The sequence below is a fragment of the Brevibacillus ginsengisoli genome, from assembly GCF_050113715.1.
Classification (GTDB): domain Bacteria; phylum Bacillota; class Bacilli; order Brevibacillales; family Brevibacillaceae; genus Brevibacillus_H; species Brevibacillus_H ginsengisoli.
Genome location: NZ_JBNJQR010000002.1, coordinates 460,076 through 472,144, shown reverse-complemented (window position 1 = coordinate 472,144; position 12,069 = coordinate 460,076). Strand labels below are relative to the sequence as shown.

The window sequence follows — 12,069 nt, the reverse complement described above, 5'->3', positions numbered from 1 at the left end:
TTGTGAACATTTGTATAAATTTTCGTAATATAGTAATATTTTTGTCGTGATTCTTCTGGCTAACCAGTAACAGTTCTAATAAACTAGGATAAAGTGTCAGGTATTTATCTATAAATTGGGGGATTATGAGTGTTTAGAAAAAATAACTTAGTGCATTACGACTATTTCTCTTTAGTCTCTTCTTCGGATATAAAAGCAAATGAGAGATTGCAAGAGAAGCTAGACTTTCTTGGACTGACGAAAATTCGCGTAGAAACTGTCCACAAGCTTAAGGAAATCTACCTGAAGCATTCATCTACGATTATCGATAACTTTTACAATCGTTTACAGCAAGTTCCGTTCTTAAATGAAATCATTCGTAATCATTCTTCAGGGGATCAGATCAAACAGATGTTTCATCAATATTTGATCGATTTATTTGAGTATGAAATTGATTTGAACTATGTGTTTAACCGCCGCGCAATTGCTGAAGCACATGCAAAAATTGGATTGACTCCCGATTGGTTTTTGTCCTCCTTTCATCTCATTAACCAACAATTGCTTCCGTTCATCACCCAGTCTCTCTATAAAAAACCAGATGAAATGCTAAACGCGATTTTAGCTTACGAAAGCCTTGTAACCCTCGATCAGCAGATTCTGGTTGAAACCTACATGGAGCTTCAAGCCAGTCAATTTATTAATGGTTTGTCTGAAATTATTGAAAGAAACTCTCAAATCGATGAAATCAGACATTTATTAGAATACCAAGACCGTCAATTGGAAGACAGTTTATCGGTTAGCTCGGCAATGGAAGAATTAACGGCTAGTATAGAAGAGGTGGCAAGCTCAGTTTCTCAAGTAGCCCATAGCTCCCATGTTAGCCTAGAGAAGCTGGATCAAGGTGTAATCTCTCTAACGGAAGTGTCGCATTCCTTAACAGAAATTCAAAATGAGCAGGAGACCATTAAAGCGAAAATCCATCGGTTGTCTAATAGTGTAGAAAGAATGGGCGAAGTGATGGATGTCATTAAAGGTGTAGCGGATCAGACCAATCTCCTGGCTCTGAATGCATCCATAGAAGCGGCTCGTGCGGGTGAACACGGAAGAGGTTTTTCCATTGTCGCAGAGGAAGTACGTAAGCTGGCGGAGCATACGAAAAATTCAGTGTCCACGACAAATGATGATATGAAACAACTAACCGATATTACGAAAGAAATTCTTGACTTATCAGATCAATCAGCAGAACGTCTGCAATTTAGTGTTTCACAGGCGGAGCAGTTGATTACTGAATTAAATCATATTAATCAATCAATTCAATTAGTCGGTAGACATTTTGAAGAAATTGCCGATGTTACAGAGGAACAAGCTACTACAACCGACGATATCTCCCATCGAAATCACATGATTTCAGAGGCTGTTAGGAATGGGGGAGATATTGCCCGCAAGACTGGTGCAGCTGTATATGAATTAAGTAAATTAATTGATACCTACCGGGTCAAAACCGTGTCAAAAAACATGAAAATCAGTCAGGAAGACATTATTCAATTAGCCATTACGGATCACTTGCTCTGGCGTTGGAAGGTTTATAATCTCATCCTCGGCTTTGAGCAATTAGACGAGAATCAGGTCGCTTCCTACCGGGATTGCCGCTTGGGAAAATGGTATTACGGACTCGCCCAACGTTTACTTGGGAACGAAAAGGTATTCATAGAATTAGACAAACCTCACCAACGGATTCATGAATTGGCTAGGAAGGCGGTTCAAACTGTTAATGAAGGCGATCATCAGAAAGCAAATCAGCTGCTAGATGAGATCACACTTGTTTCTGATGAGGTTGTCTCTCATTTGACGGAATTAAAGATGATCCTCGTCAAACAAAAGGAAATTTACAGAAGTAAGGCTGCTGTTCAAATTTAATCCCAATAATCATCAAAAAACCTCCGCCGAATCGTAAAAGAAATTACTTCGAATCAGGGAGGTTTTTTTCTTTTTGTCTCACAATATTCGCTCGGTACGGCTCTAGATCAGCTGATCGTTTTCTTTCGGGAACTGATTTCGATATCTTGCCATTTCATTCTTCATCACGTACAGACGGGCTTTATTAAAGATATACTAGGAGTGGAGGTGTATACATGATGGGGAGTAAAGGTCATGAGCATGAGAATAAATTCAACGTTCATCCTATAAATAGAGAGGCCGGAGTTCAGGAACCCATAACAGATGAAAAGTGGCAAGCCATCATCCTCAATGATAAATCCTACGATGGTCAGTTTTTCTATGGTGTGAAGAGCACGGGGATTTTTTGCAGGCCTTCTTGTAAATCCAGAGCACCTAAAAGAGAAAATGTGCGTGTATTTCAAAACGCAGAACATGCGCTATCAGATAATTTCCGTCCATGTAAACGATGTAAACCGACCAATCGTCGTTTACCTGATCAGGAGTGGGTCAATCAGATTGAGCATTGTATGGACATAAATTATAGTGTTAGGTTGACACTGAATACTCTGGCCGAGATGTGCCATGGCAGTCCTTATCACTTGCACCGTGTATTTCAACGAGTAAAAGGAATGACGCCGAATGAATATCTACAACAAACAAGAATTGCTAGGGCTATTGATCTTTTAATAGGATCGGATAAAGCCATTTCAGATATCGCGATGTTGGTGGGGATTCCCAACACGCCGTATTTTATCACGATGTTTAAGGCGAAAACTGGATATACGCCAGCGGACTATCGCCAAATGAACGGAATCAAATAGAATTGGAGGTCTTAGTCTATGGAGAAATCAATGAATGCGACGATTTACTGGGGATTACTGGATCTTGAGGACTGGCATTTCTATATAGCAGCCACGTCAAAAGGACTTTGTTACGTAGGTTCGCAGAATAAACCATTTGAAGAATTGTCTATTTGGGTACAAAACCGATTTCCTGGCAGTCTTTTGATACGTGATGATGAAAAACTACATCTATATGCAACAGAAATAAGGGAATACCTTCAAGGAAAGCGAACGAACTTCAGCATTCCTCTTGATCTTCATGGTACTCCATTTCAGATAGCTGTCTGGAATGCACTATGCGGGGTTCCCTATGGACAAACCCAAACCTATTCAAATATTGCGGATCAACTAAAAAAACCGAAAGCAGTGCGCGCGGTTGGAGCTGCGATTGGTGCGAATCCAGTTTTGATCACCGTACCATGCCATCGGGTAATTGGGAAAGATGGTTCACTGACTGGATATCGGGGAGGATTGGATAGAAAGACACAGCTCTTGGAACTAGAACGAGAACGTTGATGTATTCTGCCAGCTTGTTTTCCCCTTTAATCTCCAATACCTCCTCATTAAATCCCTCAAAAACAATCGGTATCCGCCATATATTTCTCGACATCTCCTTTTAGATCATCATCGCGTAGAAGTTCATGGAATAAGAACGGGACCTAGGCCATATGGTTGTATTAGTCCAAACGTTTCGATAAGCCTTTGACAAGGAGCATCGACTGCCATGGAAAACATTGATCTGATCGCGATAGGCAAAATGTCGCAAAAACGTATATGGCTGATATTGTTCTGTATTGTCCTGTCTGTTTCCTTGAGCGGCTATGTTAGCTTCCGTGTCCTCGTCCCTGCATATGAGGCGCAAGCAACCATTGTGGTTCAAGGACAGAATCCTTCGGAGCTTTATAATGATGTTCGCGCCAATCAAGAATTGGTCAAGACCTATAGCGCGATTATTAAAAGTAGAAAGATCGCTGAAGAGGTACTTACCGTCCTTAAATTGGACAAAACGTCTGATGAGCTGCTCAAGCAAGTTCGTGTTCAAGAAACGGAGCAATCACTAGTAACCACGATCATTGTAACGGATCATGACCCAAAGCTAGCTGCGAGTATTGCCAATGAATTTGCTCGCTCGTTTCAGAAGAATATCAGATCAATCATGAAGGTGGACAATGTCGCCATTCTTGATGAAGCAAGTACTTCAGCCAACTATGTACCTGTAAGTCCGAAGCCATACATCAATATGGCAGTAGCCTTTTTCGTCGCACTTCTTTTCAGTCTTGGAATCTCGTTCTTTCTCGAATTTTTGGACAAAACCATACGCAGGGAGGAGCAGATCGAACAGAGCTTAGGAATCCCCGTGCTAGGTGTCATTCATACGATTAATCCCAAAAAGGCGCAAAAAAACAGACAGGAAAGAGGTGTCTCGCTTGAGGGATAAAAAGCCGTTCAGTAAATTGATCTGTTATACTCATCCGAAAAATGCGGCGGCGGAAGCATTTCGCACCTTGCGTACCAATATCCAGTTTGCCAGCAATGGAGATCATTACAACACGTTGGTGGTTACCAGTGCAGCGCCGGGAGAAGGAAAAACAACCACGATCAGCAATCTGGCCATTGTCTTATCCCAAAGCGGTATCCGGCTTCTGCTGTTGGACGGTGATATGAGGAAGCCAGCCTTACATCGCGTTTTTCGTCTAGACAATGAACAAGGTCTCTCCGATCTTTTGTTACATCGTGCGGAGATGGATCAAGTGATTCAGCGTATTCCAGACATCGGCATTGATGTCATCACGTCCGGCCCGATCCCACCGAACCCTGCAGAGCTGATCAGTACACCGCGAATGCGAATGATACTAGAGCAATTACAAAACCGCTACGATATGGTGCTGATTGATTCCCCGCCAATTCTCCCTGTGACGGATACTCAGTTATTTGCCACGATGGTGCAAGGGGTTTTACTAGTGGTTCGAAGCGGAAGAGTAAAATTAGCGAACGTTCAAAAAGCGAAAATGCTGTTGGAGCATGTGGGAGCTAATCTGATTGGCGCTGTGCTCAATGACAAAAAAGTCAAAAGTAAGGACTACTATTATGAATATGTGCAAGGCGATTAAGAAATGGGATGTATGCCGGGATGATTGACATCCATTGCCATTTGCTTCCGGGTAGAGATGATGGGGCCCAGACGCTGGAAGAGGCCGTTGAAATGGCTCGCATCGCTTTTCAAGACGGGATTACCGATATGATTGTGACCCCTCATACCTATGATGGAATCTATCATAATACACCCGAAGAAACAGTAGAATCAATGGGTATTCTGCAAAAGGAATTGGAGCGACACCACATCCCGATACGACTCCATCCTGGTGCTGAGGTACACATTCATTTTGAGTTATACAAGCATCTGATGAACAAACAAATCATGACGTTATGTGATCAGGAAAAGTATTTGCTCCTGGAATTACCCTCTCTGACGCTGCCTCTTTTCACTGATATCTTGATCGATGAACTGTTGCAAAACGGAATCATACCGATTATTGCGCATCCAGAGCGTATCGTAGCGCTTCGTCATCAGCAGGATCGTTTGGTTGGATGGATAAAAAAAGGGGCAATCGCACAGATAACAGGTGATAGTTTAACCGGCAAGATGGGGAAGCGTACGAAGCAATTTGCTCATAAACTGGTTCGTCAAAGGCTGGTCCATCTCGTGGCTTCCGATGCCCATCGTGTACGGTATCGTCGCGCAGAGCTTTCCGAAGCGTTTACAGTCCTAAGTGAACTATTACCAGAGGAAGACGTTACCCGTTTTCATTACAATGCGCAGGCTATCTTGCATGCCGAACCGTGTAAAGTTTGGGAGATAGGGTTCGTTACCAGAAAAAAGTGGTGGTTTTGGTAAGGAGTAAGAGGGAGGGTACGAGATGCGAGTGTGGATAATTGGATCAAGTTATGTAGGACTAACCACCGGCTGTGTTTTTGCCTATTTGGGTCATGAAGTTACCCTGCTCGATACAGATCAAGAAAAAATCGAGGGTCTGCAAGGGGGAAGACTTCCCTTCCACGAGAAGGGCTTGCAAGAAATTTATGAGGGATCGGCACACCGGATGACGTTTACGGCGGACTGGGACGATTTTACTGACGGGGCAGACGTGCTTCTGATTGCTGTAGGAACTCCCTCACAAGAGGATGGTCAGGTTGATCTCTCTTATCTATATCGAGTGGCCGAATCTATTGCGGAACGCTCTGATGGTCAATGTCCATTGATCCTCATCAAATCAACGGTACCCCCAGGAACAGCACAAGAGGTAAAACGCATCATTGAGGCTAAATTCGCAAGAAGGGGAATCGCTAGGGACGTACACGTTCTTTCCAATCCTGAATTTTTGCGCGAGGGAGAAGCCGTTCACGATGCGTTTTATCCGGATCGCATCATTGTTGGCGCAGATCATGATCAAGTGTTGCCGATTGTGGAGCGACTCTATCAACCGATTACCGAACAAACCTTTCAACCGCCTGCAGTCGCCCCGCGTCCCGTAGATTATCAGGCGCCTGTATTACTGACAACCAGCCCGACCAGTGCGGAGCTGATTAAATATGCATCCAATGCGTTTTTGGCAACGAAGATTTCCTTTATTAATGAATTTGCCAATTTAGCAGAAAAGACCGGGGCGGATATTCGTGAAGTCGCAAAGGGAATCGGCTTGGACAGGCGTATCGGCTCTTCCTTTTTAAAAGCTGGAATTGGTTGGGGAGGGAGCTGCTTCGGCAAGGATGTGAAAGCAATGATCTACTTAGGTAGGGAAATGGGCGCAGATATGAAGCTGGTTGAAGCCACGTTCTCCGTCAACCAAAAGCAAAGGCAGAATGTCATCGGGAAGCTGCAAGATATGTTGTATGACTGTAAAAATCGAACAATCGGGTTACTCGGTCTTTCATTTAAACCGGATACCGATGATTTACGAGACGCACCAGCCCTCGATCTGATTCAGCAGTTGTTTCAGCTTGGCGCATGGATCAAGGTATATGATCCCGTTGCGATACCTAATTGTCAAAAGCAGTTCCCAGATCTACCTGTTGAATACTGCGATTCGGTGGAAGAGTTATTTACGGATGCCGATGCTGTTGTTTTGGTAACGGAATGGCCATTATTTCGCGAGCTCTCCTACATGCGACTAGGTGCGCTCATGGGTCAAAAAAAGCTAATCGATGCCCGTAATTATCTGGATCCAGATCGCCTTCAAGCAGCTGGTTTTGCTTATCAGGGTATCGGGCATACAGTCGAGCCGACAGGGCAGCGTATCCTTGTTACAGGTGGAGCAGGTTTTATCGGGAGCCATCTTGTCGACCAGCTTTTGGCAGAAGGGTATCTTGTACATGTCGTTGATAATATGGACGCCTTTTATGACCGCAAGCAAAAGGAAAAGAATATTGCGCATCATCGCTATGTAAGCGGCTATCAATTCAGCGAGCTGGATATTTGTGATAGAGAAGGACTGGAGAAACTATTTCGCGCGTGGAAGCCGGAAATCGTGATTCATTTGGCGGCGCGAGCGGGTGTGCGCCCATCGGTGGAAAATCCAGCCTCTTACGTTCAGGCTAACATCGTGGGAACGACAAATCTGCTTGATCACTCCGTTCAATATGGTGTAAAGCGATTCATTTTTGGATCTTCCAGTTCGGTTTATGGGTTAAATGAAAAAGTCCCGTTTGCGGAGGGAGACCCACTCCTTCAAGCTGCCTCTCCATATGCCGCTTGCAAAGTAGCAGGGGAAGCACTCTGTCACAGCTATGCCAACTGCTACGGGTTACCGACGGTTGCTTTGCGTTTCTTCACCGTATATGGCCCTAGGCAACGGCCTGACCTGGCGATTCATACTTTTACCAATAAAATTTTTAGGAATCAACCGATTCAACTTTTTGGAGATGGAACAACCAGTCGCGATTATACCTATGTAACGGACATTGTACAAGGGATTCGCAGTGCTATGGAAGTTGAGCTTACCGGTTACGACGTGTTTAATCTGGGCAACGACAAACCGACTCGACTAATTGATCTCGTCACTTTACTGGAGCAACAAATCGGGAAGAAGGCGACCATTGAATGGATGCCAACGCAAACAGGTGACGTACCGACCACGTGGGCCGATCTAACAAAATGCAGAGAGTGGCTAGGATACTCACCGAAAATTTCACTAGATGAAGGGCTTTCTCATTTTGTTCACTGGTATCAAACTAGCAAAGACCATGAGCACTCATACCGCTAATCGCTTACGGTTGCTCATCAAAAATCGATTTCTCCAGCAGGTGCTGATCTTGATGACGGGTACGGGGCTTGCTCAAGTATTGACGGTAGCAATCGCCCCGGTTCTCAGCCGATTGTACGATCCTTCATCTTTTGGCGTTTTTTCGCTCTACTCGTCGCTGGTCAGTATCTTCTCTGTCCTTGCCTGTGGTCGCTATGAAGCGGCAATTGTTTTGCCTAAGCGGGAGGAGGAGGCAGGACGTTTGCTCTTGCTCTCGCTGCTCATTCCTGTGGGGATGGCGTCTGTCCTATTTTGCTTGCTTCTGCTTGTGGGAAGTGAAATCATGGCGGTTGCTCTTCCACGTGAACTGGTGAGCTGGTTTTGGTTTTTACCTATTCACTTGATAGCCATTGGTTTTTTTCAAGCTCTAAACTATTGGACGACCCGAACAGAGCGCTATAAAAGATTGTCCCAGGCACAGATAAGCCGCTCTGTTACCGCAGGTACGACTCAAGTAAGCATTGGCGCAATGTATCCCGGACCTTTGGGATTAATGGGAGGACAATTTCTTGGACAGTTGGTGGCCTCATCTATCCTCACCTGGCAAATCTGGAGGGAGCAGCGTAATTTCTGGAGGCAATGCTGGTCATGGCCCGACATCCGTCAAATCGTACGCGCTTATATCCGTTTTCCACTATATAGTGCACCACAAGCCTTGCTTAACGCACTATCACAAAATGTACCCGCGTTTTTCCTCACTCATGCCTATGGTGCTGCGATCGTTGGTTGGTATGCGCTGGCACATCGTTTAATAGACATGCCACTCACTTTTTTAGGGCAATCATTGACACAGGTCTACTATCAAAGGGCTTCCAAAGCGATCCACGAACGTCAGAGTTTATACCATTTACTGCAAAAAGCCACTTGGATGCTTGGTTTAATCGGGATTCTGCCGGCAATAGTGATCCTCATGTTTGGCTCCCAATTGTTTTCGCTATTTCTTGGGCATGCGTGGGGAGAAGCTGGTCATATTGCACAGTGGCTCGTGACTTGGCTGTTTATGGGGTTTCTTAATTCTCCCGCTTTTGTTACTGCTCAAGTATTGGGTTGGCAGCGAGCATTGTTTGTCTATGAACTTACATTATTTGTCGTACGCACCGCTTGTCTATTTTGGGCCGTGTCTCATCTCGCTCCGCTCGAAAGTATTGCGCTGTACAGTATGATTGGCTGTTTTTTTAACGCGATGCTGATTCTCATTGTGCTGTTTTTTACCAAACGTCACAAGACAGCTGTCACGGTGATTGATGAGGGGATAAAGGAGAGCGAATCATGAGCAGGTGGAAAGAGTTCATATGGAAAAGACGGGTTGCCTTGCAAGGGGAAACCCTTCATCTTGTTAGTCAACTGCAGGAGCAGCAGTGGTGGGAGAGACAGCAGCTTGACGATTTTCAGGAGGAGAAGCTATCCGCGCTGTTACATCACGCTTATCAACATGTTCCTTACTATAAGCGTGTACTTCGAGACGCCAAGGTCATCGGTGAGAACGGTAGGATTGATCTGGAGAGTTTTTCACAGATCCCGCTTCTTGAACGACATCAATTCACCCCTTCATACGATCCGCTAAAATCAGATGACCTTGATCAACGGAAATGGTATGAAAACTGGTCGGGGGGCTCAACAGGTGAGCCAATCAGACTGTTGCAGGACGAGATCTATTTTTACTGGAACCAAGCGTTGAAAATTCTGTTTGACCAGTGGAGCGGTCGCCAAATGGTTGATCGACAAATATTATTGTGGGCATCCGAAAGAGACTTGATGGTAGGACACGAATCGTGGCGGACCAATCTTGGACGGTGGCTTCGCAATGAGCTCTGGCTAAATACTCGCAGCATGTCCCGAGAACAGATCGAGTCCTACATAGCCGAGATCAATGGGTTTGCCCCGGTACAACTATTTGCTTACGCAGAAAGCTTGTATGAAATTGCCCGCTACATCGAAGAACACCAACTACCCATTCATTCCCCCAAAGCGATCATGACGACCGCGAGTATGCTCTATCAGCATATGCGCGAACAAATGGAACGGGTATTTCGTTGTCCCGTTTTCAACCGTTACGGCTCACGGGAGATCGGCGCAATTGCTTGTGAATGCGAGGTACATCGTGGATTACATGTATCTCCTTTAACTCACTATGTCGAAATCCTGCGACCAGATGGAACACATACATCTCCTGGTGAACAAGGAGAACTGGTTATCACTTGCTTGCATAATTACGCGATGCCTTTGATTCGCTACCGCATTGGGGATCGGGCAAAATGGTCTAGCGAGACATGCAGTTGCGGACGTAATTGGCCGCTTCTCGAAGAAATCACTGGACGGGTCAATGATCTGTTTCTTACCCCAGATGGCAATTTAGTCGACGGCCGCCTCTTTGTGATTCTGCTAGGTACCATTCCGATGGTAAAAAAATTTCAAGTCCTGCAGGAGGAGACAGAGCGCTTGCAGATCAGTATTATCCCAACGCTGTCAGTCGCCTCGCCTCGTGCATATTACCGTGAGCAAGTCGACCTCATTACCTCAAAGTGTAACCAACTGATGGGTGAAAAGTGTCAGATTCAACTTCAATTTGTGGAGGAGATACCAACCACTCCGTCCGGAAAGTACCGCTTTACCATTTCTAAGGTCACACCAATAAAGAGGGATTAACCATGAGTATTAAACGACTTGTATGGGAAAAAAGAGTCTCCTTGCAGGGAAGGACTCTGGAATATTTAGATAAGTTACGTGAGTGGCAATGGCTATCACCGGAGCAGATTACATCGCTGCAACAAGAGAGGCTATACGCGTTACTTGATCATGCCTATCGTCATACTTCCTATTATCGCCAGTTATTTGAGCAACATGGTCTTGTGACCAATCAGGGTGAGATTAAGCTAGATGAATTTCAAAAGCTTCCATTTTTGAATAAAGAGCAGATACGTACAAATTACGCACAGCTGACATCCGATGATTTGGCAACCCGTAAGTGGTACGAAAACACAACGGGAGGTTCAACGGGTGTAGCCACTAGACTGATACTGGATCGTGACTACTTTGCCTGGAATCAAGCCATTAAGATATTAGATGATGAATGGACCGGACGATCTCTCATCGATAAGCAGGTACGCTTATGGGGATTGGAACGGAGTCTAATGGAAGGAAAAGAGAGGTTTCGTACCCGAATTGGATGCTGGCTACGTAATGAACGCTGGTTAAGTTGCTTACGCATGACGCCAGATGTAATGAGAAGCTATATTAAGGAAATTAATACTTTTCAACCTAAGCAGATTCTTGCCTACGTAGAAAGTTTGTATGAGTTGGCCCGATTCTGCGAGCTGGAAAAAATGGTCGTCCACCCACCTAAAGCGATCATGACATCGGCGGGAACACTATATCCCCATATGCGGAAGAAACTCGAACAGGTATTCCAGGCACCTGTATTTAACCGGTATGGATCAACGGAAGTGGGCGATATGGCATGCGAGTGTGAGCGACATAAAGGATTACATGTCTCTTCGCTCACTCATTTCATCGAAATCATCGACCGGGATGGAAATCCGGCTAAGCCGGGAGAGATTGGAGAGATCGTAGTCACTCCACTGATTAATTATGCGATGCCATTTATTCGCTATCGAATCGGTGATATGGGGAGATGGAGTACCGCCTCATGCGATTGTGGGCGTGGCTATCCATTGCTTGAGGAAATCACTGGCAGGGTGAATGATATCTTCGTTGATCGTAAGGGAAGATGGATAGATGGTATGTTGTTTTTGCTGTTGATCGATCCACGCCCCTTTGTGAAAAAGTTTCAGGTCATTCAAGAAAAGCCTGATTTGGTACGAGTTCTGATCGTTCCCTATCCCGAGCACCAGGTAGCTTATTCGCTTCAGGAAGAGATCAGACAAATTAAATCACAGATACGAAAGGTAATGGAGTGCGAGGTGGAGGTGGAGCTTTGCGAACAGATCGATCCCACACCATCTGGTAAATACCGCTATACGATCTCCCAAGTACCAAGGTAGGGGGTGATC

10 protein-coding genes are annotated in these 12,069 nt (G+C 45.0%); all 10 read left to right on the top strand.

Going from position 1 to position 12,069, the window contains the following annotated elements; translation table 11 throughout:
• The first annotated feature begins 129 nt into the window (after positions 1-129).
• The 10 genes from ACQCN2_RS05780 (at position 130) to ACQCN2_RS05735 (ending at position 12,060) form a co-directional block, all read left to right on the top strand.
• Positions 130-1,896, top strand: coding sequence for a methyl-accepting chemotaxis protein (locus ACQCN2_RS05780; RefSeq protein WP_426927943.1), 1,767 nt, complete (start codon positions 130-132; stop codon positions 1,894-1,896).
• A 215-nt stretch (positions 1,897-2,111) separates the two neighbouring features.
• Positions 2,112-2,738, top strand: coding sequence for a bifunctional transcriptional activator/DNA repair enzyme AdaA (locus ACQCN2_RS05775; protein WP_426927942.1), 627 nt, complete (start codon positions 2,112-2,114; stop codon positions 2,736-2,738).
• Positions 2,739-2,756: 18 nt separating this feature from the next.
• A complete protein-coding gene (locus tag ACQCN2_RS05770; RefSeq protein ID WP_426927941.1) occupies positions 2,757-3,275 on the top strand; it encodes a methylated-DNA--[protein]-cysteine S-methyltransferase in 519 nt (172 codons plus the stop codon).
• A gap of 208 nt (positions 3,276-3,483) precedes the next feature.
• The gene (locus ACQCN2_RS05765) at positions 3,484-4,197 is read left to right on the top strand and encodes a YveK family protein (protein ID WP_426927940.1); all 714 of its coding nucleotides are present in this window, start codon (positions 3,484-3,486) and stop codon (positions 4,195-4,197) included.
• Positions 4,187-4,870, top strand: a complete 684-nt coding sequence (locus ACQCN2_RS05760) for a CpsD/CapB family tyrosine-protein kinase (RefSeq protein ID WP_426927939.1) — start codon at positions 4,187-4,189, stop codon at positions 4,868-4,870. The genes ACQCN2_RS05765 and ACQCN2_RS05760 overlap by 11 nt, the downstream gene beginning before the upstream one ends.
• A 20-nt stretch (positions 4,871-4,890) precedes the next feature.
• The gene (locus ACQCN2_RS05755; RefSeq protein ID WP_426927938.1) at positions 4,891-5,655 is read left to right on the top strand and encodes a tyrosine-protein phosphatase; all 765 of its coding nucleotides are present in this window, start codon (positions 4,891-4,893) and stop codon (positions 5,653-5,655) included.
• A 22-nt stretch (positions 5,656-5,677) separates the two neighbouring features.
• Positions 5,678-8,020 (top strand): nucleotide sugar dehydrogenase, encoded by a 2,343-nt coding sequence (locus tag ACQCN2_RS05750; protein ID WP_426927937.1) that lies wholly within the window; start codon positions 5,678-5,680, stop codon positions 8,018-8,020.
• Positions 7,971-9,332 carry a lipopolysaccharide biosynthesis protein gene (locus tag ACQCN2_RS05745; protein WP_426927936.1) on the top strand — a complete coding sequence of 454 codons (1,362 nt, stop codon included), beginning with the start codon at positions 7,971-7,973 and terminating at the stop codon, positions 9,330-9,332. The genes ACQCN2_RS05750 and ACQCN2_RS05745 overlap by 50 nt, the downstream gene beginning before the upstream one ends.
• Positions 9,329-10,705 carry a phenylacetate--CoA ligase family protein gene (locus tag ACQCN2_RS05740; protein ID WP_426927935.1) on the top strand — a complete coding sequence of 459 codons (1,377 nt, stop codon included), beginning with the start codon at positions 9,329-9,331 and terminating at the stop codon, positions 10,703-10,705. The genes ACQCN2_RS05745 and ACQCN2_RS05740 overlap by 4 nt, the downstream gene beginning before the upstream one ends.
• 2 nt (positions 10,706-10,707) lie before the next feature.
• Positions 10,708-12,060, top strand: coding sequence for a phenylacetate--CoA ligase family protein (locus ACQCN2_RS05735; RefSeq protein WP_426927934.1), 1,353 nt, complete (start codon positions 10,708-10,710; stop codon positions 12,058-12,060).
• The last annotated feature ends 9 nt before the right edge of the window (positions 12,061-12,069 follow it).

What these genes read in the sequence shown, in the direction of transcription:
- ACQCN2_RS05775 (WP_426927942.1), top strand. Translation starts at nt 2,112, where the DNA reads ATGATGGGGAGTAAAGGTCATGAGCATGAGAATAAATTCAACGTTCAT.
- ACQCN2_RS05770 (WP_426927941.1), top strand. Translation starts at nt 2,757, where the DNA reads ATGGAGAAATCAATGAATGCGACGATTTACTGGGGATTACTGGATCTT.
- ACQCN2_RS05765 (WP_426927940.1), top strand. Translation starts at nt 3,484, where the DNA reads ATGGAAAACATTGATCTGATCGCGATAGGCAAAATGTCGCAAAAACGT.
- ACQCN2_RS05755 (WP_426927938.1), top strand. Translation starts at nt 4,891, where the DNA reads ATGATTGACATCCATTGCCATTTGCTTCCGGGTAGAGATGATGGGGCC.
- ACQCN2_RS05750 (WP_426927937.1), top strand. Translation starts at nt 5,678, where the DNA reads ATGCGAGTGTGGATAATTGGATCAAGTTATGTAGGACTAACCACCGGC.
- ACQCN2_RS05740 (WP_426927935.1), top strand. Translation starts at nt 9,329, where the DNA reads ATGAGCAGGTGGAAAGAGTTCATATGGAAAAGACGGGTTGCCTTGCAA.
- ACQCN2_RS05735 (WP_426927934.1), top strand. Translation starts at nt 10,708, where the DNA reads ATGAGTATTAAACGACTTGTATGGGAAAAAAGAGTCTCCTTGCAGGGA.